The sequence below is a fragment of the Pseudoxanthomonas sp. genome, assembly GCF_027498035.1.
Taxonomy (GTDB): Bacteria; Pseudomonadota; Gammaproteobacteria; order Xanthomonadales; family Xanthomonadaceae; genus Pseudoxanthomonas_A.
In genome coordinates this window covers 2,161,061-2,184,092 of record NZ_CP114978.1, presented here as the reverse complement: position 1 = coordinate 2,184,092, position 23,032 = coordinate 2,161,061, and the positions used below count along the sequence as shown (strand labels likewise).

General features: G+C 65.3%; 24 protein-coding genes. 15 read left to right on the top strand and 9 right to left on the bottom strand.

Features of this window, described 5'->3' with window-relative positions; genetic code table 11:
* Nucleotides 1-276 precede the first annotated feature (276 nt).
* Nucleotides 277-1,119, bottom strand: coding sequence for a hypothetical protein (locus O8I58_RS09400; protein WP_298314871.1), 843 nt, complete (start codon nt 1,117-1,119; stop codon nt 277-279).
* Nucleotides 1,120-1,652: 533 nt separating this feature from the next.
* On the opposite strand from O8I58_RS09400, the gene O8I58_RS09395 reads away from it, so the two are divergent.
* From O8I58_RS09395 to O8I58_RS09355, 9 genes are all read left to right on the top strand, one after another.
* Nucleotides 1,653-2,036: a hypothetical protein gene (locus O8I58_RS09395; protein WP_298314868.1), complete on the top strand. Its 384-nt coding sequence runs from the start codon at nt 1,653-1,655 to the stop codon at nt 2,034-2,036.
* Complete coding sequence (atpB, locus tag O8I58_RS09390) at nt 2,033-2,860, top strand: F0F1 ATP synthase subunit A (protein WP_298314865.1); 828 nt, start codon at nt 2,033-2,035, stop codon at nt 2,858-2,860. Before O8I58_RS09395 ends, atpB begins: the two co-directional genes overlap by 4 nt.
* 65 nt (nt 2,861-2,925) lie before the next feature.
* On the top strand, nt 2,926-3,207 hold the full coding sequence (gene atpE / locus O8I58_RS09385) for a F0F1 ATP synthase subunit C (protein WP_298314862.1): 282 nt from the start codon (nt 2,926-2,928) through the stop codon (nt 3,205-3,207).
* Nucleotides 3,208-3,300: 93 nt separating this feature from the next.
* Complete coding sequence (locus O8I58_RS09380) at nt 3,301-3,771, top strand: F0F1 ATP synthase subunit B (protein ID WP_298314859.1); 471 nt, start codon at nt 3,301-3,303, stop codon at nt 3,769-3,771.
* Nucleotides 3,772-3,787: 16 nt separating this feature from the next.
* Entirely contained in the window at nt 3,788-4,315 is a 528-nt protein-coding gene (locus O8I58_RS09375; RefSeq protein WP_298314856.1) for a F0F1 ATP synthase subunit delta, read from the top strand.
* Between the two features lie 101 nt (nt 4,316-4,416).
* Nucleotides 4,417-5,964: a F0F1 ATP synthase subunit alpha gene (gene atpA / locus O8I58_RS09370; protein WP_298314853.1), complete on the top strand. Its 1,548-nt coding sequence runs from the start codon at nt 4,417-4,419 to the stop codon at nt 5,962-5,964.
* An 84-nt stretch (nt 5,965-6,048) separates the two neighbouring features.
* Entirely contained in the window at nt 6,049-6,912 is an 864-nt protein-coding gene (atpG, locus tag O8I58_RS09365; RefSeq protein WP_298314850.1) for a F0F1 ATP synthase subunit gamma, read from the top strand.
* A gap of 142 nt (nt 6,913-7,054) precedes the next feature.
* The gene (atpD, locus tag O8I58_RS09360) at nt 7,055-8,461 is read left to right on the top strand and encodes a F0F1 ATP synthase subunit beta (protein WP_298314847.1); all 1,407 of its coding nucleotides are present in this window, start codon (nt 7,055-7,057) and stop codon (nt 8,459-8,461) included.
* 56 nt (nt 8,462-8,517) lie between these two features.
* Entirely contained in the window at nt 8,518-8,940 is a 423-nt protein-coding gene (locus O8I58_RS09355) for a F0F1 ATP synthase subunit epsilon (protein ID WP_298314844.1), read from the top strand.
* A 185-nt stretch (nt 8,941-9,125) separates the two neighbouring features.
* Here the strand turns inward: O8I58_RS09355 and O8I58_RS09350 are convergent, their stop codons facing one another.
* Nucleotides 9,126-9,542 carry a PTH2-like family protein gene (locus tag O8I58_RS09350; protein WP_298314841.1) on the bottom strand — a complete coding sequence of 139 codons (417 nt, stop codon included), beginning with the start codon at nt 9,540-9,542 and terminating at the stop codon, nt 9,126-9,128.
* Nucleotides 9,543-9,684: 142 nt separating this feature from the next.
* Here O8I58_RS09350 and O8I58_RS09345 point away from each other — a divergent pair, with 142 nt between their 5' ends.
* Nucleotides 9,685-10,155: an Lrp/AsnC family transcriptional regulator gene (locus O8I58_RS09345; RefSeq protein ID WP_298314838.1), complete on the top strand. Its 471-nt coding sequence runs from the start codon at nt 9,685-9,687 to the stop codon at nt 10,153-10,155.
* Nucleotides 10,156-10,229: 74 nt separating this feature from the next.
* Here the strand turns inward: O8I58_RS09345 and O8I58_RS09340 are convergent, their stop codons facing one another.
* Nucleotides 10,230-10,631 (bottom strand): GtrA family protein, encoded by a 402-nt coding sequence (locus tag O8I58_RS09340; RefSeq protein ID WP_298314835.1) that lies wholly within the window; start codon nt 10,629-10,631, stop codon nt 10,230-10,232.
* A gap of 71 nt (nt 10,632-10,702) precedes the next feature.
* Here O8I58_RS09340 and O8I58_RS09335 point away from each other — a divergent pair, with 71 nt between their 5' ends.
* Nucleotides 10,703-11,641: a glycosyltransferase gene (locus tag O8I58_RS09335; protein ID WP_298314832.1), complete on the top strand. Its 939-nt coding sequence runs from the start codon at nt 10,703-10,705 to the stop codon at nt 11,639-11,641.
* Here the strand turns inward: O8I58_RS09335 and O8I58_RS09330 are convergent.
* Nucleotides 11,592-13,184: a glycosyltransferase 87 family protein gene (locus O8I58_RS09330; protein ID WP_298314829.1), complete on the bottom strand. Its 1,593-nt coding sequence runs from the start codon at nt 13,182-13,184 to the stop codon at nt 11,592-11,594. The two genes, O8I58_RS09335 and O8I58_RS09330, sit on opposite strands and share 50 nt — an antisense overlap.
* Before the next feature lie 143 nt (nt 13,185-13,327).
* Here O8I58_RS09330 and glmU point away from each other — a divergent pair, with 143 nt between their 5' ends.
* The 4 genes from glmU to O8I58_RS09310 all read left to right on the top strand — a co-directional run bounded on the left by glmU (nt 13,328) and on the right by O8I58_RS09310 (nt 17,252).
* A complete protein-coding gene (gene glmU / locus O8I58_RS09325; protein ID WP_298314826.1) occupies nt 13,328-14,698 on the top strand; it encodes a bifunctional UDP-N-acetylglucosamine diphosphorylase/glucosamine-1-phosphate N-acetyltransferase GlmU in 1,371 nt (456 codons plus the stop codon).
* A gap of 147 nt (nt 14,699-14,845) precedes the next feature.
* Nucleotides 14,846-15,298, top strand: a complete 453-nt coding sequence (locus O8I58_RS09320; RefSeq protein ID WP_298314824.1) for a RidA family protein — start codon at nt 14,846-14,848, stop codon at nt 15,296-15,298.
* Nucleotides 15,299-15,667: 369 nt separating this feature from the next.
* Complete coding sequence (locus O8I58_RS09315) at nt 15,668-16,663, top strand: right-handed parallel beta-helix repeat-containing protein (protein ID WP_298314821.1); 996 nt, start codon at nt 15,668-15,670, stop codon at nt 16,661-16,663.
* A gap of 238 nt (nt 16,664-16,901) precedes the next feature.
* Entirely contained in the window at nt 16,902-17,252 is a 351-nt protein-coding gene (locus tag O8I58_RS09310) for a hypothetical protein (protein ID WP_298314818.1), read from the top strand.
* A gap of 6 nt (nt 17,253-17,258) precedes the next feature.
* Here O8I58_RS09310 and O8I58_RS09305 read toward each other — a convergent pair whose 3' ends face one another.
* From O8I58_RS09305 to O8I58_RS09285, 5 genes are all read right to left on the bottom strand, one after another.
* Nucleotides 17,259-18,584, bottom strand: a complete 1,326-nt coding sequence (locus O8I58_RS09305) for a sensor histidine kinase (RefSeq protein ID WP_298314816.1) — start codon at nt 18,582-18,584, stop codon at nt 17,259-17,261.
* A gap of 10 nt (nt 18,585-18,594) precedes the next feature.
* Nucleotides 18,595-19,932 carry a sigma-54-dependent transcriptional regulator gene (locus O8I58_RS09300; protein ID WP_298314814.1) on the bottom strand — a complete coding sequence of 446 codons (1,338 nt, stop codon included), beginning with the start codon at nt 19,930-19,932 and terminating at the stop codon, nt 18,595-18,597.
* Between the two features lie 19 nt (nt 19,933-19,951).
* Nucleotides 19,952-20,329, bottom strand: coding sequence for a hypothetical protein (locus O8I58_RS09295; RefSeq protein ID WP_298314811.1), 378 nt, complete (start codon nt 20,327-20,329; stop codon nt 19,952-19,954).
* 133 nt (nt 20,330-20,462) lie between these two features.
* Nucleotides 20,463-21,707 carry an ABC transporter permease gene (locus tag O8I58_RS09290; protein ID WP_298314808.1) on the bottom strand — a complete coding sequence of 415 codons (1,245 nt, stop codon included), beginning with the start codon at nt 21,705-21,707 and terminating at the stop codon, nt 20,463-20,465.
* Between the two features lie 2 nt (nt 21,708-21,709).
* Nucleotides 21,710-23,029 (bottom strand): ABC transporter permease, encoded by a 1,320-nt coding sequence (locus tag O8I58_RS09285; protein ID WP_298314804.1) that lies wholly within the window; start codon nt 23,027-23,029, stop codon nt 21,710-21,712.
* Nucleotides 23,030-23,032 lie beyond the last annotated feature (3 nt).

Here is a 23,032-nt window from a genome sequence, read left to right as displayed (position 1 = left end):
AAGTCCATGGATTCCCGCCTTCGCGGGAATGACGATAGGATCTTTATCGGCAGATCCAAGTCCCACGCGCAAGTTGATCGAAAGCAAAAAGCCTCGGCATGCTGGGGTTTTTTGCTTTCACGTGCCGAAGCCTTCCAACAAACTCTCAATTCACCTACCGAGAGTAGAGCCCCCTTGAGTCAAGGGGGCGCGCCGAAGGAGCGGGGATGTGGAGACTGATAAGCCGGGGCCCGAAGTTTGCGAAGCAAACTTCGGGGTTCTAACGCGCATCGCGCGTTAGAACGCGAATGTCAGCCCGGCCACTGGCCCCTTGAACTCAAGGTCCAGGCCGGCACGTCCCTGGATGCCCGGGTCGGCCGTGTAGTTCTCGCTGTAGTTGATCTTGAACCAGTCGTAGCCGGCGAACAGGCCGAAGTTCGGGGTGAACTTGTATTCGACCGTGGCATTGGCGCGCTTGATCTTGCCGTCATAGTCGAAACTGCCCCAGCCCGCATCCAGGTACTGGCCCTGGACATTGATCAGCCAGTGTTCGCTGGGCGTGGCGGTGAAGCGCAGGCCGACCACGGGTGCCACGCCATCTTCCTTCTCGGTGCGACGATAGCCGTTGAAATCGTCGCCGGCATCGGCAGTGAGCTTGGCATCCAGCTTGGCCCACTCGGCACCCAGCTCAAGGCCAAGAGAGACGTTGTCGGTCTGGACCACGGCGAAGTCGTAGATCAGGCTGGCCAACTGGAAGCGGGAGTCAAGCTTGACGTAGCTGTCGGCAGGAATGGTCGCGCCGCCGTAGCTGAAGTCCTGGCCCAGGGTCTGCTTGTTGTCCTTCTCATAGCGGAAGTAATCGAAGATCACACGGTTGCGATCGCTGATGCGCCAGACGCCATCGATGCGCGGTGAAACTTCCGCGCTGCCGAAATCGAAGTTCCGGCTGCCGCTGGCGCTCTGGCCGAGCATGTCCGAACTGGCCGTGCCGCGCAGCGTCGCGTCGCCATCGGCGTTCATGGCGCCAATGCGCAGGGTGAATGCATTCGGGTCATGTTCCTGCGCGTTGGCGGGCGCGGCCAGGGTGACCAGCGCGGCGGCGGTCAGGCCACTCAGGATCAGGAAAGGGGGGATTTTCATCAGGGTTGCTCCAGGCAGTCGTTGGATGGGCGTTCGCCGGCTTGGGGCGACAAACCTGCATGCGCTGAGGTGCATGACCAGTGAAAAAATGGGACTCGGAGATTCACATATGTGAGCTCCCATACAGCCACGGCGCCGAAACACGCAGGCTGTTCCAGTGTTCTGGGTGGACGCGCTGTAGCGTGACGGAGCCGGTTGCCGTTCCCGTTGATCGCCGCGGCGATCAAAAAAGCCCCGGCGCGCGGGCCGGGGCTGGGAAGATCTGCGACGACGCATCGACGAAGACGTGTGCGCAGACTTCGCGATCAATGACCGCAGGTCTCGCGCAAAAGTTCCTGTACCCGTCGGTACGAGAATCAGTCCGCGGAATCGATTCCACACGCGCCAAGCCCTGATGGCAGGTGGATCACGGCTTTTTCCATGCAAATCAAACTTTTGGAGGTTGTCGGTAAAACGGGGGCGCTGCTATACTTCGCCGGCTTGACGGGCCACCCGCACTCCCGTCCCCGCAACCCCGCAAGGCCAATCGCAACGTGCTGAATTCCGTACATACGGGTCGGCAACTGGCGCAGCGGGCGACAGCCTGGCAGGCTGCCGCCGCCGTGTTGGTCGCGCTGGCTTGGCTTGCAGCATCGCCGATGCATGCTCTTGGAGCACTCGTCGGCGGTCTGGGCATCACCGCTGGCTCCTGGGCCGCCGCGAAAGTGGCGCTGGGCGGCGGAGTCGCCCCGGCCGGTGCCGCGTTCGCGCGGTTGATGATGGGCGTGGCGATCAAGTGGGTGGTGGTGTTGTTGGTGCTGGTGGCGTCATTGGCAGGATTCGGGCTTCCGGGTCTGGCGGTGATCACCGGGGTTCTTGGAGCCACGCTGGGTATGGTGTTGGCCAATGTGATTCGACGGAAAGGTGTTGCTTCGTGAGTGAATCCAATAATTCGGGCGGTCTGACCGAATACATCACCCATCACCTGGGTCATAACACCGGCACGTTGCTCGGTGGCAAGTTCCATTTCGACAGCTGGCTGGTCGCGCTGTGCCTGGGCCTGGCCTTCGTGGCCTGGTTCTCGTTCTTCGCCCGCCGTGCCACCGCTGGTGTGCCGAGCAAGGGCCAGGCGTTCGTCGAGCTGGTCATGGAATTCGTCGATGGCCAGGTCAAGGACACCTATCACGGCGATCGCCGTTCGGTGACCCCGCTGGCGCTGACCATCTTCATGTGGGTGGTCTTCATGAACACCATGGACCTGATCCCGCTGGACCTGCCGGCCATCCTGGTCAAGCTGTTCGCCGGTGAAGAGGCCATGCACCACACCTACTTCCGCCTGGTGCCGACCGCCGACCTGAACACCCCGGCCGCGCTGTCGGTGACCGTGTTCTTCATCCTGATCGGCCACGCGCTGGCTGCGAAGGGCGGCTTCGGCATGGGCAAGGAACTGCTGACCGCGCCGTTCCATGCGCACGGCCTGGTGGCGCGCATCATCCTGTCGCCGATCAACCTGGTCATGAACATCATCGAGTGGCTGGTCAAGCCGATCTCGCTGGCCATGCGACTGTTCGGCAACATGTACGGCGGCGAGCTGGTCTTCATGCTGATCGCCGGCCTGATGAGTGGCTGGGTGACCTTCCTGCCGGGCGTGATCGCCAATGCGGCCTGGGGCATCTTCCACATCCTGATCATCCTGCTGCAGGCCTTCATCTTCATGATCCTCACCGTCGTCTACATCGCCGGCGCACGTGAGAGTCACTGAGTCGCATCGCCCCACTTTTCGTTTCATCCTTTCGTTCTAACCAACCAATCGCTGGAGAGATTTCAATGGAATTCATCGCACACGTGCAGGGCCTGACCGCCATCGCCATCGGCCTCATCATCGGCCTGGGCGCGCTGGGCGCCTGCCTGGGTATCGCCATCATGGGTTCCAAGTTCCTGGAATCGGCCGCGCGCCAGCCGGAGCTGATCCCGGTGCTGCAGGGCCGCATGTTCCTGCTGGCCGGCCTGATCGACGCCGCGTTCATCATCGGCCTGGCCATCGCGCTGTACTTCGGTATCGCCAACCCGCTGCTGGGTCCGGTGCTGAGCGCAGTCCAGGGCGGCTGATAGCCCGCAGGTTCGGGCCGTTCGCGGCCCTTCCAGCACGACCCGCCCTGCATCCACGCATGGCGGGATGAACGAACCCGTTGAGGACACGTCATGAACGTCAACATGACCTTCTTCGGCCAGATGCTCTCCTTCGTGATCCTGATTGTGTTCACGATGAAGTTCATTTGGCCGCCGCTGAACGCGGCGCTTGAAGAACGGCAGAAGAAGATCGCCGAAGGCCTGGCTGCTGCCGACCGCAGCCAGAAGGATCTTGCGCAGGCACAGGAGAAGGCCAACGAGGCCCTCAAGGATGCCCGCGTCAAGGCCAACGAGATCATCGACCAGGCCCACGCCCGCGCCAACCAGATCGTGGAGGCTGCCCGCAACGAAGCGGTCGCCGAAGCGAACCGGCAGAAGGACCTGGCCCAGGAAGAGATCGCCGCCGCCGCCAACCGTGCCCGCGAGGACCTGCGCAAGCAGGTGTCCGTGCTGGCCGTGAGTGGTGCCGAGAAGCTGCTGCACCGCGAGATCGACCCGGCCGCCCACAAGGCGCTGCTGGACGAGCTGGCGGCGCAGATCTGAACCGGATGATCCACGCATGAGCCAGTCCATCACGCTTGCCCGCCCCTATGCCCGCGCCGCTTTCGGCGCGGCGCAGGACGAGCAGCAGCTGCCGGCGTGGTCGCAGGCCCTGGGCTTTGCCGCCCAGGTCGCCGGCGATCCGCAGGTCTCCGCGCTGCTGCTCAACCCGCAGCTGAGCCGCGAGCAGGCCCTGGTGCTGCTGTCGCCCGACGGCGCCGGTGAAACGTTCGCGCGTTTCCTCGGTGTGTTGGCCGATGCGCGTCGCCTGACCCTGCTGCCCGAAATCGCCGCGCTGTTCGAACAGCTGCGCGCCGAGGCCGAACGCATCGTGCTGGCCACGGTGACCTCCGCCTCGGAACTGCCGGACGGCGAGCTGGACGTGATCAAGGCCGCGCTGGCCAAACGGTTCGGACGTGAAGTGCAGGTCACCACGGCGGTGGATGCATCGCTGATCGGTGGCGCTGTCATCGACGCGGGCGATGTGGTCATCGACGGTTCGCTCAAGGGCAAGCTGGCGCGTCTGCAGACGGCGCTGGCCGGCTGAAGCCGGCCACGCCACGCACGATGCGCCGCGCCTGCGCGCGACCGGCAACGCAAGTATTCATCTATCCGTAGCCGCACACCGGCTGCACAAGGGAAACCATCATGGCCACCACGCTCAACCCCTCTGAAATCAGCGACCTCATCAAGACCCGCATCGAGCAGGTCAAGCTGGCCGCCGAATCGCGCAACGAAGGCGTCGTCACCAGCGTCGCCGACGGCATCGTGCGCATCTTCGGCCTGGCCGACGTGATGCAGGGCGAAATGATCGAGCTGCCGGGCAACACCTTCGCCCTGGCCCTGAACCTGGAGCGCGACTCGGTCGGCGCCGTGGTCCTGGGTGACTACGAAGACCTGCGCGAAGGCGACGTGGCCAAGACCACCGGCCGCATCCTGGAAGTGCCGGTCGGTCCCGAACTGCTGGGCCGCGTGGTCAACGCGCTGGGCGAGCCGATCGACGGCAAGGGTCCGATCAACACCGCGCAGACCGCACCGGTCGAGCGCGTGGCCCCGGGCGTGATCTGGCGCCAGTCGGTCGATGAGCCCGTGCAGACCGGTTACAAGTCGGTCGACTCGATGATCCCGGTCGGTCGCGGCCAGCGCGAGCTGATCATTGGCGACCGCCAGACCGGCAAGACCGCGATGGCCATCGACGCGGTGATCAACCAGAAGTCCTCCGGTATCAAGTGCGTGTATGTCGCCATCGGCCAGAAGGCTTCGACGGTCGCCAACATCGTGCGCAAGCTGGAAGAGCACGGAGCCCTGGCCCACACCATCGTGGTCGCCGCCACCGCCTCCGAATCGGCCGCCATGCAGTACATCAGCGCCTACTCGGGCTGCACCATGGGTGAGTACTTCCTGGATCGCGGCGAAGATGCGCTGATCGTGTACGACGACCTGTCCAAGCAGGCCGTGGCCTACCGCCAGATCTCGCTGCTGCTCAAGCGCCCGCCGGGCCGCGAAGCCTATCCGGGCGACGTGTTCTACCTGCACTCCCGCCTGCTGGAGCGCGCCTGCCGCGTGTCGTCGGATTACGTCGAGAAGTTCACCGAAGGCAAGGTCACCGGCAAGACCGGTTCGCTGACCGCGCTGCCGATCATCGAAACCCAGGGCGGCGACGTCTCCGCGTTCGTGCCGACCAACGTGATCTCGATCACCGACGGCCAGATCTTCCTGGAAACCGACCTGTTCAATGCCGGCATCCGCCCGGCCGTGAACGCCGGTATCTCGGTGTCGCGCGTCGGTGGTTCGGCCCAGACCAAGATCATCAAGAAGCTGTCCGGCGGCATCCGTATCGCGCTGGCCCAGTACCGTGAGCTGGCCGCGTTCGCGCAGTTCGCCTCGGACCTGGACGAAGCCACCCGCTCGCAGCTGGAGCGTGGCCAGCGCGTCACCGAGCTGATGAAGCAGAAGCAGTACGCCCCGATGGGCATCTGCCTGCAGGCGCTGACCATCTACGCCGTCAACGAGGGTTACCTGGACGACGTGCCGGTGGGCAAGCTGCTGGCCCTGGAAGAAGGCCTGCACGCCCACTTCGAGAACACCGCCGGCGAGCTGGTGGCCAAGGTCAATGCCAGCGGCGACTGGAACGGCGACATCGAAGCGGCGTTCAAGAAGGGCATCGAAGAGTTCAAGCAGACCGGTAGCTGGTAATCGGTCGGTTGTTGTAGAGCGGAGCTTGCTCCGCTGCCTTGAAACAAAAAAAGCGGAGCAAGCTCCGCTCTACGGGAAAACGAGATGGCTGGCGGTCGCGAAATCAAAACCAAGATCAAGAGCGTGCAGAACACCCGCAAGGTGACGCGCGCGCTGGAGATGGTGTCGGCTGCCAAGATCCGCCGCGCCCAGGAACGCATGAAGGTCTCGCGTCCCTATGCCCGTGCCATGCGCCAGGTCATCGGCCACCTGGCCCAGGCCAACACCGACTTCCAGCACCCCTACCTGGTGGCGCGCGAGAAGGTCGAGCGGGTCGGCTACATCATCGTCTCGTCCGATCGTGGCCTGGCCGGCGGCCTGAACAACAACCTGTTCCGCAAGACGCTGGGCGAAATGCGCCAGTGGCAGGAGCAGGGCGCCGAGGTCGACGTGGTCACCATCGGCCAGAAGGCCTCGGTGTTCTTCCGCCGGCTCAAGGTCGACATGGTCGGCAGCGTCAGCCACCTGGGCGATGCGCCGCACGTTGAACAGCTGATCGGCGTGGTCAAGGTCATGCTGGAGGCGTACGAGTCCGGCAAGGTCGATCGCGTGGTCCTGGTCTACAACCACTTCGTCAACACGATGTCGCAGAAGGCTGCCTTCGACCAGCTGCTGCCGTTGCCGCCGGCTGAAGAAAACGTCGCCAAGCACGACTGGGACTACATCTACGAACCCGATGCCAAGACCGTGCTGGAGCACGTGCTGGTGCGCTACGTGGAGTCGCTGGTGTACCAGGCCGTGCTGGAAAACGTGGCCTCCGAGCACGCCGCGCGCATGGTGGCCATGAAGTCGGCCAGCGACAACGCCAGCAAGATGATCGGCACGTTGCAGCTGTCGTACAACAAGGCGCGCCAGGCGGCGATCACCCAGGAAATTTCCGAAATCGTGGGCGGCGCAGCGGCGGTTTAGTTTTTGTACTAGGAACAACCGAGATCGCCGGCGGCGCGGCGGCGGTCTAAGGCATCCGTAGGAGCGGCCGATGGCCGCGACCTGCAATCGCGCCGACGCGGCGCTCCTACAACGCGATATTGAGAGTTCAGAGGAAATCAACATGAGTCAGGGCAAGATCGTTCAGATCATCGGCGCCGTCGTCGACGTCGAATTCCCGCGCGGCGACGTGCCGAAGGTGTACGAGGCCTTGAAGGTCGACAACACCGAGATCACGCTGGAAGTGCAGCAGCAGCTGGGCGACGGCATCGTCCGTTGCATCGCGCTGGGCTCCACCGATGGCCTGAAGCGCAACCTGGTGGCGACCAACACCGGCAAGGGCATCTCCGTGCCGGTCGGCAAGGCCACCCTGGGTCGCATCATGGACGTGCTGGGTCGTCCGATCGACGAAGCCGGTCCGGTCGAAGGCTCGGACAACTGGGAAATCCACCGCGCCGCGCCGTCGTACGAAGACCAGTCGTCCTCGACCGAACTGCTGGAAACCGGCATCAAGGTCATCGACCTGATGTGCCCGTTCGCCAAGGGCGGCAAGGTCGGCCTATTCGGCGGCGCCGGCGTCGGCAAGACCGTCAACATGATGGAACTGATCAACAACATCGCCAAGGCGCACGAAGGCCTGTCGGTGTTCGCTGGCGTGGGTGAGCGTACCCGTGAGGGCAACGACTTCTACCACGAGATGAAGGACTCCAACGTCCTGGACAAGGTCGCGATGGTGTACGGCCAGATGAACGAGCCGCCGGGCAACCGCCTGCGCGTCGCACTGACCGGCCTGACCATGGCAGAGTACTTCCGCGACGAGAAGGACGAGTCGGGCAAGGGCCGCGACGTGCTGTTCTTCGTCGACAACATCTACCGCTACACCCTGGCCGGTACCGAAGTGTCGGCGCTGCTGGGCCGCATGCCGTCGGCCGTGGGCTATCAGCCGACGCTGGCCGAGGAAATGGGCGTCCTGCAGGAACGCATCACCTCGACCAAGGCTGGCTCGATCACCTCGATCCAGGCCGTGTACGTGCCCGCGGACGACCTGACCGACCCGTCGCCGGCCACCACCTTCGCCCACCTGGATTCCACGGTGACGCTGAGCCGCAACATCGCCTCGCTGGGTATCTACCCGGCAGTCGATCCGCTGGACTCCACCAGCCGTCAGCTGGACCCGCTGGTGATCGGCAACGAGCACTACGACGTGGCCCGCCGCGTGCAGTCCACCTTGCAGAAGTACAAGGAACTGAAGGACATCATCGCGATCCTGGGCATGGACGAGCTGTCGGAAGAAGACAAGCAGGCCGTGTCGCGCGCGCGCAAGATCGAGCGCTTCTTCAGCCAGCCCTTCCACGTGGCCGAAGTGTTCACTGGCGCACCGGGCAAGTACGTGTCGCTGAAGGACACCATCCGTGGCTTCAAGGGCATCCTGGACGGTGAGTTCGATCACCTGCCGGAGCAGGCCTTCTACATGGTCGGTGGCATCGACGAGGCCGTGGAAAAGGGCAAGAAGCTGGCCGCCAAGGCCTGATCCGCACAGCGTCGGGACGTGCACCTAGCACGTCCTGATGCGGCAAAGGGAATCCCATGAGCACCATCCGTTGCGACATCGTCAGCGCCGAGCAGGAGATCTACCACGGTGAAGCCACCCTGGTGGTCGCCACCGGCGAGCTGGGCGAACTGGGCATCACCCCCCGGCACGCCCCGCTGATCACCCGCCTGAAGCCGGGCAAGGTCGTGGTGACCCTGCCGTCGGGCGAGCACCTGGACTTCGCCATCTCCGGCGGCATCCTGGAAGTCCAGCCGCAGGTCGTGACCGTGCTGGCCGATACCGCTATCCGCGCGCAGGACATCGACGAGGCCGCCGTCAAGGCTGCCAAGGAAGAAGCCGAGCGCGTGCTGGCCAACCGCGGCGAGACCGAAGACCTGGCCGAAGCCCAGCGCAAGCTGATGGAAGCCGTGGTCCAGCTGCAGGCCCTCGAACGCCTGCGCAAGACGCTCAAGCACTGAACCTGCCGGGTCGCATCGCGGCCTGCGGGGACACGAAAACGCCGGCGCAAGCCGGCGTTTTTCGTTTTCGCACCGCTGCTGGCGGTTGCCAGCCATTGGCGAGTTTGTCACTTCGGTGATCGCGTTCCGGGCCGTCGTGGCGATGCATTGGGATGGCGGATCAGGATCCGCTCCATGCATCGGTGTCAGCGCAGCAGCTTCAACGCGCCCGTCACGGACTTGATCCACTTGGCCGGGCCGGCCAGTCCCACACCGTCAAGGGTCTCCTGCTGCAAATCGCGCCCGGGGAACTGCACCTGGTAATCGTGGAAGTCGTGCAGGCTGCGCGCGAAGGCCGGGAAGGGCACCAGCGCAAGCGCTTGATGTGTCTCCAATGCCTTGAGCAACAAGGCCCGTATCAGCGTGGCGTCGCCCTGGAGTACCGGGACAGGCAAGCAAGAGCTGGCATCGATGGTCCGGCCCGCCGCGTCGGTCAGGGGCCGGCCGGCCAGCGCGGGTAGCTTTGCGGCCATCCCTATGCCGATGGCGGCGACGGTGTTGGCGAGCAGTCCCAAGGGCAGCTCGGGGTTGACGATGATGGCAATGCGGATGTCTTCAAGCATAGGGAATCGGGCGTCTCAGGCGGCATAATCTTCAGAAAATAATAGACCCGTAGATCGGGTAGAAGTTACCTTTCTTTCGATTTATCGCGTCAGATTCGGGTAGTAATTTCAAATTGAAGAATTTAATGGGAGATAATTTCAGATGGCCCTCGACGCCTTTGATCTGAAGATTCTGGCCGCGTTGCAGGGCTCCGGTCGCATGACCAATCAGGAGCTGGCCACGCGAGTGGGCATGGCGACCTCACCCTGTTGGCGTCGCGTCCGCCAACTGGAGGCGGATGGAGTGATCTCGGGCTATCGCGTCACGCTGGATCGCAAGCAGCTCGGCCTGGGGATACTGGCGTACGTACGCGTCAAGATTGATAGCCATAGCGAGAAGGAGGCCCGCCAGTTCGAGCTGGAAGTCGGCAAGCTCGACGAAGTGGTGGCCTGCTACGCGGTGGCGGGGGATTCCGATTTCCTGCTGCAGGTTGTCGCCCGGGACCTGGAGTCCTACTCCGAGTTTGCGATGTCGCGGTTGCGCAGGCTGCCAGGGATCAAGGAAATGGAGACAACGTTCGTGCTGCGCGAGATCAAGCCGCTTGGGCCATTGCCGTTGCAGGGCGGGCGGTGATCGTCCGCACGGCGCTTGCATGCCTCCCGATTACGCGGGCCTGGCACGGACAGCGCCAGGCCCCACGCTGATCTTCAGCGATAGATCAGATAACGCCCGGCCAGGAAGGTCAGCACCGCCAGTGCGCCTTCGACCAGCGGTTTGGCCAGCCAGGCCAGTTGCAGGCCCAGGTGGTGTTCGACCAGGACGATCAGCCAGGTGCTGAGCAGCGTGGCGGGAATCCACACCGCCAGGAATTTCCAGAACTGCGGCCAGCCGATACGCACGTCGTCCTCGTGCGAGGCAAAGGTGTAGCGCCCGTTGAGCCAGAACCCCAGCATCGCCCCGGCCACGCGCCCGCACAGGTTGGCGGGTATCGCATCCACGCCCAGTGCGCTGAGTGCGACGAAGATGCTCCAGTCCACCAGCAGCTGCACGCCGCCAACGATGAGAAAACTCGAGCCCTGCTTGAGCAGATGAGGGGGAGGAAGACGCATGGGCCGCATTCTAGCGAGGAGATGCGTGTTGGCCTGTAATATCGGGCGCTGTCTCCCGTCATGGATGTCCGGTGCGCGTCGCTGTCCTTGTTCCCTGCTTCAACGAAGCGGCCACCATTGCCAAGGTGGTCCGTGATTTTCGCGATGCGCTGCCTGATGCCGACGTGTGGGTGTTCGACAACGCCAGCACCGATGGCACCGCTGCCATTGCGCGCGATGCAGGTGCACAGGTACGACTGGTGCCGGCCAAGGGCAAGGGCAATGTCGTCCGCGCGATGTTCCGTGACGTGGAGGCCGACGCGTACCTCATGGTCGATGGTGACGATACCTATCCGGCGTCGGCGTCCGGTCCGCTGCTGCAAGAGGTGCTGGAAGGGCGTGCGGACATGGTGGTCGGGACGCGCCTGGAAGACTTCCAGCGCACCTCGTTCCGGCGCTTCCACGGTCTGGGCAACCAGCTCGTCCGGCGTTGCGTGGCAATGCTGTTCGGCAATCCGGTGCGGGATGTACTGTCCGGCTACCGGGCCTTCTCCAGGCGTTTCGTCAAATCAATGCCCGTGTTGTCGCGAGGCTTCGAGATCGAAACGGAGATGACCGTGTTCGCGCTCGGGAATGGCTTCATCCTCAAGGAGACGCCGATTGCGTATGGCACGCGGCCGCTCGGAAGTCAGTCCAAGCTCAATACCTACCGCGATGGCATCCGCGTGCTGCGCACGGTGCTGTTCCTGTTCAAGGACATGCGGCCGTTGCTGTTCTTTGGCGGCATCGCCGCGGCGGTGATCCTGGCGGGCTTCGGTTTTGGCAGCGTGGTCATCACCGAGTTCACCGAGACGGGCCTGGTCACGCATCCATCCACCGCGGTACTCGCCGTGGCGCTCACCCTGATGGGCATCGTTTCGCTGGCAACGGGACTCATCCTGGATACGGTCAATCGCCGCGCCAATGAAATCCAGCGGCTGATCACTGACCAGCTGGTTGGTCGTGAGCGGTCAAGGGACACAGTGGCGTAAGGCTGCGCACCCAGCGCAACGGGCACAGCTCCAGTGGACGCAGGTTGTCGACAATCGGTTGGCAGGCGCCCTCCTTCTCAAGTCCGTAGTCCTGGTACGCGTTGGCGACCGGGTCGGAGAGGTCGGTCCTGGCTTCTTTCAGCAGGTAAAGCGCGCCCTTGTGGTCGCGGAGGCGCGCCTCGGCAGCAGCCTGCAGGCGGGTGCACTGCTGTGGCCGCATGAAATTGTTGGCCAGCGAAACTGCAGCAACGTCCTTCGGAAGGAAGGCAACCGCGTGGCCCACGGGCGATGCGGTGGAGATCACCACCAGGGCATCGTTGGCCAGCGGCGGGAACTGCACCTGCACCATCGGCGTGGTGAATGGATACGTGCGTCCCCAGCTTGGTCGCTTGGTCACGCCGATGACGGCCACCAACGCGATGACCAGCACGTAGCGCGGCCAGCGTGCAGGCAGGAACATCGTTGCCGTGCCTGCCAGTGCGATGGCGCAGAGCAGCTCCACACCGACCAGATAGCGGTAGATGCCGTAAAGATTGGTCCATGCAATCAACGTCACCATGCAGAACACCGCCAGCACGGCGACATCACGGGATGGCTGGCGACGCCGTTTCTGCAGGAAGAGGGTCAGGCCTAGGGCCAGGAGTCCCAGCAGGATGCGCGGATCGGCCAGGCGGGCTTCCGAGAACATGAAGCCGCGTTTGGTGAAGTGGAAAACCGTCAGCCACGCATCCAGTCCATGGGGAATGAAACGCACGTCGTTGTACGGTACCGGCGATGCGTCGGGCGACTGGAAGACCTGGTTGAAGTAAGGGAACAGCGGGTTGCCAAACGTCTGCCAGAGCACCCACGCCCAGGGGCCGGCGGCAACGACGCCGCCGATAAGCCCGCCCATGGCGGTGGCGAGCAGGCGAACGGGCGCTTGCCGCATGTTGCCCGCCGTGGCCGCGACACAGCCAAGCGAAACACAATAGATGACGCCGGTCAGCTTGAAGCCGGTCGCCAGCCCGAGCATCAGGCCAGCGGGCAGCCAGGTCTGCCAGGCACCCAGGCGATCCCGCGAGCGCAGCACCCACCACAATGCGGCCATCGCACCTGCTGCCACGATGGCGTCGTTGAAGGTCGATCCCACGCCCGGCCCCACCGCGGCACCAGTCAGTGCCAGCACGCCGGTCAATACGATGCGCGAGCGGCTTCGGGCTGCGGGCCAGCACCGGTCCAGGAGGCGCAGCGCGAAGAACAGCGCCAGCAACGAGGGCAGGCTCAGCCAGAGTGAGATCAGCCAGCCAGGCCAGCCCGCGTGCACCATCCAGGCGAACGGGATGTCGGCCGTCGGGTTATGCCAGGTCTGCAGCTGCGCGGCGGCGATATCGTGGTGGAGCCGGCCGTCCAGCAGGGCCGATGGCGTGTACAGGTGGTAATTGCGCAGGTCCCAATTGCGGTCCTGTCCGTTGGCCAGAGCGGTCAACAGCGTCAGCAGCGCCGCCAGGCCAAGGGTGAACTTCCATGAGGTGGTCGGCGTGGCCGGCTGGGTTGGATCTGGCAAGACCATGCGTCCTTGTGCGGCGTCGTGCGAAGCGCGGGATTATCGCAGGCCTGAATCTCCCGTATCGACAGCAACGCGCGTGACGGTGCCGCCCGGGTGGGGCATTAGAATCGTCTGCCCGTTCCAGACTCAAACGCCCGCCCATGACCCTTCCCCTGCACGTGATCATCCTGGCCGCCGGTGAAGGCAAGCGCATGAAGTCCGCGCGGCCCAAGGTGCTGCAGCCCATCGCCGGGCAGCCGATGCTGGCCCATGTGATCCAGGTCGCGCGTGCGCTGCACCCGGCCGCGATCCACGTGGTCTACGGCCACGGCGGGCAGGACGTGCGCGATGCCTTCGCCGACCAGCCCGACCTGCTGTGGGCCGAACAGGTCCAGCGCCTGGGCACCGGGCATGCCGTCCAGCAGGCGATGGAGCAGGTGCCCGATGCGGCCACGGTGCTGGTGCTCTACGGCGACGTGCCGCTGATCCGTTCCGAAACCCTGCTGCGCCTGCTGCAGGCACCGGGCCGGCTTGCGGTGCTGGTGGCCGAACCCGACGACCCCACAGGCTATGGCCGGGTGCTGCGCGATGCGGCAGGCAAGGTCGGCGCCATCGTCGAGCACAAGGATGCCGATGACGAGCAGCGGCGCGTGCACACCATCAACACCGGCATCGTCACCGCCGAATCGACCGCGCTGCATCGCTGGCTGGCCCAGCTGTCCAACGACAACGTGCAGGGCGAGTACTACCTGACCGACATCTTCGGCATGGCCGCGACCGAGTTCAGCCCGGCCGAGATGGTGCTGGTGGCCGATCCGCTGGAAGCCGAAGGCGCCAACGATCCCTGGCAGCTGGCCCAGCTGGAGCGTACCTGGCAGCTGCGACAGGCCAAGGCGCTGTGCATGGCCGGCGCGCGCCTGATCGACCCGGCGCGCGTGGACCAGCGCGGCACCGTGCGCGTCGGGATGGATGTGCAGATCGACGTCAACGTCGTGTTGGAAGGCGAGGTCGAACTGGGCGATGGCGTGCAGATCGGCCCGTTCGTGAAGCTCAAGAACGTCAAGCTCGGGCCAGGCACCGAAGTGCGCGCGCACTGCGACCTGGAGGGCGTGGTCACCGAAGGCGCGGTGCAGATTGGCCCGTTCGCGCGCCTGCGCCCCGGCACCGTGCTGGCCGATGGCGTGCACGTGGGCAACTTCGTCGAGACCAAGAACGCGGTGCTGGGCGTGGGTACCAAGGCCAATCACCTCACCTACCTGGGCGACACGGTGATCGGCAGCAAGACCAATGTCGGTGCCGGCACCATCACCTGCAACTACGACGGCGTGAACAAGTTCAGCACGACCATTGGCGACAACGTGTTCGTCGGCAGCAATTCATCGCTGGTCGCGCCGATCACCATCGGCGATGGCGCCACGCTCGGTGCGGGATCGGTGATCACCCGCGATGCACCGGCCGGCGAGCTGACCCTCGCGCGTGCACGCCAGACCACGCTGGAGGGTTGGCAGCGCCCGGTCAAAAAAGCGAAGTAAGCCGCTGTTCGTCCGGGGCCGATGCAGGTAAGTTCAGGACTGCGTTCGGCGTGGGAGGCGTTGCGCGCGCTCTTCGGTCCGTGGACCGTCGTCGTTGGACGGCGGCTGCGCGGATCGTGGCGTTCCCACCCCACAGGAGTTCGATGCATGCCGTTGTCCCGCGCCATCCTGCACGCTGTTTCCCTGCTGAGCCTGTCCGGCGCAGCCTCCCTGGCCTCGGCCGCCGACCTGCAGTACTTCAGCCCGGCCGGCAGCAAGGCGCCGTATTCGGCCGCGGTGCGCGCCGGTGACACGGTGTATGTGTCCGGCCAGCTCGGCGTCGGTGCCGATGGCAAGCTCCCGGATGATTTCGATGCCCAGGCCAGCAACACCATGGCCAACGTCGGCACGGCGTTGGGTCGCGCGGGCTTGTCGCTGGACGATGTCAGCCAGTGCACGGTGATGATCGTGGACATGGCGCACTGGGCCGCGTTCAACAAGATCTACAGCGCTGCGTTCAAGCCCGACAAGCTGCCGGCGCGCAGCGCGATGGCGGTCACCGCGTTGCCGATGGGCGCCTTGCTGGAAGTGGACTGCAAGGCGTACGCAGGCAAACCCTGATGCAGCGCAGGTCGCCGCAACCCGGGTAAGCGGAACGCACCTGGGTGGCAGGCACGGATCAGCGGCTGTCGATGAAACCCCGGGTGCGGCCAACAGCCTTGCCCGGGCGACGGACCTGCGTGGCCATGCGGGTCATCACTGGATGCGCGAGGTGCCTGCGCCGTGCGCGTGAGCGCTGCTGCAGCGCAATGCACGCCATCGCCGTGCGCGCGTTCCGACGCGACGCCTGTGATGCCGCGCGCTGGTCGACCAGTGCGGCTGGTTTCACAATGAAGTTCCGGTGGCAGGCATGCATCGCACGGGCCTCCGCCGACGCCTAGCGTCGTCCTGGTCGAAAGCAGGGACGTCTCCCTGCGCGAGGAGGACGGTATGCAATCACGATGGAAGGCCGCGGGCCTGTGTGGGTTGTTGGCGTTGGTGCCGGCGCTGGCCCAGGCGACCACGCTCTACCTGTCGCCCAGCGGCAGCGACAGCAATACCGGCGCCACGGCCGCGACGGCTTTGAAGACACTCAAGGGCGTGCTGACACGGGTCAAGGCTGCGGCGCCAACCGATGCGGTCGACATCGTCGTGGCCGAAGGCACCTATGTCGGGCAATCGGTGATCTGGACGTATTTCAACGGCCAGCCCATCACCTTCGCGCCACCGACGGGTGCCACCACCAAGCCGGTGTTCGACGGTGGTGGCGCGGACCTGAGCTGGTTCACGATGGATGACAGCACCGACGCCGCCGTCCCCACCAACCTGCACTTCATCGGCCTGGCCGTCACCAACTACTGGTTGGGCCTGGACCTGGGGCGCAACAAGGCCGCGGGTAACAGCCACAACGAAGTGCGCGAGATGCTGTTCGAGCGGATCGGCGGTGCCTACAGCAGCGGCCCGCCGATGGGCTACGCCGCGCTGCGGCTGCGCAATTCCAGTTTCAATACGATTGCGGGCAACAGCTTCCAGGACGTCAGGAATTCCGACAGTGCCGACAGCGATGGGGATGGCGTCAACGAAGACCTGACCAGCTACATCCACGCCATCTACGCCGCGCACAACGCGCACGACAACATCATCAGCGACAACGACTTCAACCAGGTCAGTGGCGATGCGGTGCGCACGCGCAATGGATCGGACAACAACCTGATCCAGGGCAACCGGTTCGTGGCGGCGGGCAAGTACTCGGCGTATTCGGACTGGGTTGCCGACACGGGCGAGGAATGTCCTTCGATGAACAACCAGTTCAAGGACAACACGGTCGGCGATGGCTATCTGGGGCCGTTCAAGGCCGGCTACGTGACCCATACCTACGGTCCCGGCGATCGTTGCGGCGGGACCGAAGCCCTGCGCATCATCGAGAGCGGCACGGTGATGGAATAGGCATCCGTCGCCCGCGACACGGGCCTGGGCTGTCCGCGTCCGGGCGGCGGATGTCCGCGGACACCACGCGCGGGCACACCGCGGCTGCAAGGCGTTGAACTTACGGGCAAGACGGCTGTCAGACCGCTGGCACGCGATGTGCTGGGTTCCCTGGCATGCGCGTTCCCCCGAAGTGTGAGTCTGCAGTGCCCGATCTTGTCCCCAAGGCTTGTCCCAACCCGCACGCGGTGCGCGGCTGATGTCCGTCGTCCGTTACTCGGCCGACGCCAAGGCCGATGCGCTGCACAGCGTGCACGCGCTGCAGGGCCAGGGTTACGCGCGTCGCGCGGCCGTGCGGCAGGTGGCCGCGCAGCTGGGCTGCCGTTCCGAAACGCTCAATGCCTGGTTGCGACGCGATGCGGCCAGGCAACGTGGCGCGCATCCAGGCAGCCATGACGCGCGCATCCAGCGGCTGGAGCGCGAGCTGTACCAGCTGATGCGCGTCAATGCCGACCTGCGTGCCGAACTTGAAGCACTGGAGCACCGTGCGCGTGACCTGGCGCTGCGGACGCCCGCTGGCGCCATTAGGCCATCGCGTCGTCGTAGCTGACGGCGTTCAGCCCGAAGGTAGGTGCAGGGTGACGCACAGCCCGCCGCCTTCGCGGTTGTGCAGGGCGATGCGGCCGTCGTGGGCTTCGATGATCTCGCGGGTCAGGGCAAGCCCCAGGCCGGTGCCGTTGCGTTTGGTGGAATAGAACGGCACCAGTGCGTTCTGCAGCACGGCCTCGTTCATGCCTGCGCCGCGGTCCAGCACTTCGATGCGGACCTGGCCGTGCAGCGGCAGCACTTTGACCGTGACCTGCGCAGGATCGCCGCCGGATTCATGTGCGTTCTTGACCAGGTTCAGCAGGGCCTGGCCGAACTGGGCCGGGTCGATGCGGCTGTGCGTATCCTGGGCGTGGCCTTCGATGCTGAAGCCGATCTGCTGCTGCAGCCCGCGCAGGAACGCGGCCCATTCGATCGCCTGCTTGTTCGGCTGCGGCAGCTTGGCAAAGCGCGCATAGCCGCGGATGAATTCTTCCAGGTGGCGCGCGCGTTCCTCGATGGTGGCGAACACATGTTCCAGCTGGTCGTGGCGCCCGCGCCGCACCAGTTCGCCGCCCGAATGCGCCAGCGAGGCGACCGGGGCCAGCGAATTGTTGAGTTCGTGGCTGATCACGCGGATGACCTTCTTCCAGGTCTGCACTTCCTGCCGACGCAATTCGGTGGTCAGGCGCCACAGCTGCAGCAGCTCCTGCTGGCGCCCGTTGAGCTGGAAGCGCCGCCGCGCCAGGTGGTAGATCTGCTCTTCGCCGCCTTCTTCGGTCGATGGCACGGCGAACAGGCTGTCGCCGCCGCGTTCCAGCGCTTCGGCCAGCTCCGGCTGCGCGTGCTGCAGCAATGGATCGAACGGCTGGCCTTCCATGCGCTTGCCGCCGTAGAGCAGCGTGCGCGCGGCCAGGTTGGCGAACACCACGCGCATGCCGCCGTCGCCGCCCGGCGCCAGCAGCAGCATCGCCACCGGCGAATGCTGGACCATGCTGTCCAGCAGCAGTTCGCGCTGGGCCAGGCCCTGGCGCTGGTCACGCAGCACCTGGCCGAGTTCTTCATGCGAGTTGACCAGGTCGTTCAACTCGTCGTTGCCATTCCAGTGCACGCCGAAATTGAACTCGCCATCGCGGTAGCTGTTGACCGCGCCGGACAGGGCGCGGAACAGCGAGTTCACCTGGGCCAGCGCCTGGCGCAGGACCCACACGGCCAGTGGCAGCAGGATCGCCGCGGCGATCACGCCGCTCAGCCAGACATCGTCCAGCCACGCATGCAGCGCCAGTGGCAGCGCGATGGCGGCGATGCCGAGCGGCACCAGCCACAGCAGCAGGCGGCCAGCCAGCGAACGTTTCATCGCGACAGGCTCATTGCGGCTTGATCCCGTGGCGATCCATGCGCCGGTACAGTGCCTGGCGACTCAGGCCGAGTTCGGCCGCGGCTTGGGCGATCACGCCGCCGGCGCGCGACAGGGCCGATTCGATCTGCGCCTTGTCCGGTTCCTGCACCGGTGCCTGCGCACGCAGGTAGGTCGCATTGACGGGCAGCTGCAGGTCGGGCGCTTCGATGTGCGCGCCGCTGCTGAGCAGGCTGGCGCGCTGGATCACGTTGCGCAGTTCGCGCACGTTGCCGGGCCAGCCGTGGCGCAGCAGCGCGCTGCGTGCACTTTCGGTGATGGGCTTGTCGGCGAAGTGCGCGGCCAGCGGCAGGATGTCGCCGGGCCGTTCGGCCAGTGGCGGCAGTGCCAGCTCGATCGCGTTGAGCCGGTAGTACAGGTCCTCGCGGAAGCTGCCGTCGCGGATCATCGCCGGCAGGTCGGCATTGGTGGCGCTGATCACGCGCACGCGCACGCTGCGCTCGCGGTTGGAGCCGAGCCGCTCGAACCTGCCGGTTTCCAGCACGCGCAACAGCTTCATCTGCCCGGCCAGCGGCAGGTTGCCGACTTCGTCCAGGAACAATGTGCCGCCATCGGCCGCTTCGAATTTGCCTTCGCGCGCCTTGTTGGCACCGGTGTAGGCGCCGGCATCGGCACCGAACAGCTCGGCCTCGATCAGTTCGCTCGGCAGTGCGCCGCAGTTGAGCGTGACGAAGGCGCCATGCCGCACCGACGAATTGGCCTGCACGATCTCGGCGATCTTTTCCTTGCCCGCGCCGTTGGGGCCGGTGATCAGCACCGGCAGGTCCGAACGCGCGACCTGGCAGGCCAATGCCAGCACGCGTTCGCTGGCGGCATCGGCGAAGACCACGCCGCGCAGGTCGTACTTGGCTTCCAGCTGGGTGCGTTGCAGGCGGTCACGCGCGCGGCGGCGGTCCAGCTCGGCACGTGCTTCGGACAGTTCCAGCAGCGTGTTGACCGTGGCCAGCAGGCGGCGGTCGTCCCAGGGCTTGCCCAGGTAGTCGGCGGCGCCGGCCTTGACCAGTTCCACCGCCGCTTCCAGGTGCGTCCAGGCGGTCAGCAGCACCACCGGCAGGTCCGGGTGGCGCGCGCGGATCTGTGCGAACAGCGCCTGGCCTTCCTCACCGCTGGTGGTATCGGCGGAGAAGTTCATGTCCTGGATCACCAGGTCGATGCCGCCGCGGTCCAGCATCGCCAGTCCCGTCGCGGGGTCGGCGGCGTGCAGGGTGTCGATGTCGTGCAGCGAGAACAGGATGTTCAGCGCCGTGGCGACCGCGGGGTTGTCGTCGATGATCAGCAGGGTAGGCATGTGGACTCGATGATGCGCGTTACGGCTGGTTCGCCTGGTGGATCGCCTTGACCGTGGTCCCGCCCTGGGTCAGGAACAGGTGGCTGATGCGGTCCGATGCGTCGAATACGAATTCCACGTGCGCGTCCATGCCGCTGGCGTGGAAGGTGGTTTCCGAATCGGCCACCAGTGTTACGGGCGCGCCGCCTTCAGGCTGCAGCTTGAGCACGGCGCCATCGCGCCAGACCTTCAACGCAATACCGGTGGCGGTGGCATAGCGGCCGGCATAACCATCCAGGGTGTCTTCGGACACCAGCACACCATCGGGCGCCGGCGTGGCCTGCTGGGCCAGCACCGGCAATGCGCAGGCAAGGGCAAGCAGCAGCGTGAGGGGGCGAAGTGTCAGGCGGAAGGACATGGCGGCGAACCTGGGCAAAGCGGAAGACCGCGCACAGGATAGCGGCCACGCCGCAGCCCGGCGCCATTGCCCTCGCGACGCTGTCGCGTCGGAACCAGGCCAACGCGCCGGCAGCGTCTCGAGTGCAGCCACGTCAGCCGGCCCGCGTGGCGATGGCCGGCGGTACGCGGGCGGCCCGCAGTGCCGGCGCCAGCACCGCAGCCTGGCCCAGCACCCACAGCAGCAGTGCGCCGATCGGGAGGTAGACCAGCGGCAGGCGGTCCAGTTCGTACTGGCGCATCAGCAACTGGTTCAGGCCATAGGCCAGGATCATGCCCAGCACCACGCCGGCACCGACGATGATGAAATTCTCGGCCTGGAAATGCCGCAGGATGTCGCGCCGCGTGGCACCCACCGCACGGCGGATCCCGATCTGCCGCGTGCGCTGGCCGACCCAAAAATTGGCCAGCCCGCCAATGCCGAGCGCAGTGACGAACAGCAGCGCCAGTGATGAAGCGATGAGCAGGCCGAGCATGGTGGTGTCGCGCCTGAAGTAGGTGTGACGCATTTCTGCGAACGTAAGTTGGTCAGCTTCCGAGATCAGGCGCACGGGACCAGCCTTGGACAGCGCCTCGGCGGCGGCATGCAGTATCCGCTTGCGGTCGCTGGGTGCGCTGTTCAATACGTAGGTTGCAGAGATGTTCGCGCTGTTCTGGGAGACGAACATCAGGACATGATCCTGGGCATCGCCAGCGGGCTCCGGGGCCAGCACGTCATCGGTCATGCCGACGACTGGAATGGGGCCGCTGAACCCGTACAGCAGCTTGCCGACCGGACTCTCTCCGGGCCAGAGCCGCTGCCCCATGGTGCGGGTGACGATCACCGGCGCGCCTGCTTTCTGTGCTGTCCGCTCGGCATCGGTGAAGTCGCGTCCTGCCACTAGATGCAGGCCGAGCGCGGCGAACAGATCGGACGAGCCGCCATACGTCGGCATGGAAATGCAGCCATTGATGCCTTCGGTACCGCGTGCCGCCACGGCGCGGTCGAAGTCTGCCTGGGAGCTGCAGGCGCCCGTGCCGTGGCTGCTGCGCGAGAACGGTAGACTGCCGCCGTTGACTGCGGCGACGGCTTGGATGCCATCGATGGCGCGTAGTGCGGCTAGGTCGGTCTGTTGCTGAGCCAGTGCATTGGCTGATTCGTCAAGGCCGCGGACTGTGATCAGCGCAAGGCGATCCTCCGGCAGTCCGGAGGGTGCAGTGATGCGCTCGATGCGGCCCACCAGCAGGAAACCGGAATTGATCACAATCGCGCATGTCAGGGCGACCTGTAGCACTAGCAGGAGCGCGGTCGGGCGGTGATGGCGCAGCGCGGACAGGATGGGTTTGAAGGGCAGCGTCATGCTCAGACTCCCTTGATCTGCAGGGCCGGCGAGATCCGGCTTGCCCGCCAGGCCGGGACCAGCCCTGCCAGCAGCGTGGCCAGGACCGCCAGCGCGACGGTGGACAGCAGCATCGATGCATCCATTTGCGCGATGCGCGCATAGCCATCCGGTCGCTGGCGCACGCTCCACAGGCCCAGTTGCGCCAGCGCGACGCCGAGCAGGCCCCCGGTGATGCCGATCAGGGCCGCCTCGGTGCCCAGTTGCAGCAGCACATCGCGTGCGCGGGCGCCCAGTGCGCGGCGCACGCCGATCTCGCCGCCACGACGCAGGAACTTGGCCAGCAACAACGCGACGATGTTGACCAGGCAGACCAGCAGGAAGCCCAGCGCCAGCCACAGCTGCAGCTTGACCTCCGACGGCACCAGTTTCTTATAGGCCAGCCAATCCATCAGCGGATACAGGCGTGCAGTCTCCGGGGCACGCTCGAAACGGCCGCTTGCGTGCTGCTCTGCCGCGTAATCCTTGAGAAAGCGCGTGTAGTCGGCCACCTGCTGTGGGGTGTCCAATTGGACCCATAGCTGGAGCCAGCTGGTGGACGGATCGTGGTACATGTCCTCGGCCTGGTTCCTGCCCCAGCCCGAAACATGTCCCCAGATGTCGTACTTCAGCTCCAGAGCCGTTGTCAGTGGGATGAAGAAGTCATCGCTTTCGCCGAATGAGCTCTCGCCACCGCTAAGGTCGTTATAGAACGCTGGCTGTGGCGACCAGGGCGCCGCGACGCCGACAATGCGGAACAGGGTGTCCTTGAGGCGTACGTTGCGGCCAACGGCATCGGTGTTCCCAAACAGCTTTACCGTCAGATCGTGGCCTAGGACCACGACGCGCGCGTGGTCAGTGTCGTCCTGCTTCGTCCAGCCTTGGCCGTGTTCGAGCGGAACCTTGAACAGGGTGAAGAACCCTGTGGTGGCGTAGTGCCCACCATGCTGGGAGGGGCGTCCGGCTTTGTCCGCTGGCCATACCAGCAGTCCGCCGCTTGCCATAGCCGCCTGCTGCGTCACCTTGCCGTGCTGCATGAGTGCCATGGCATCGGGCCAGGTCAGGTTGTCTGCCGGATCGCCGTGTCTGTTATCAGCCGGATACTTCAGTGGCAACGGATCGATGCGCGGATAGAACAGCACACCGCTCTTCTCCGGGATCGGATCCTGGGTCATGACATGCAGCACCGTCAGCATGGTCATGCTGGCGCCGATCCCCAGGCCGATGGCCGTGATCATCAGCGCGGTCATCACTGGCGTGCGGCGCAGGCTGCGCAGGGCCAGGCGGAAGTAGTAGCCGATCAAGGT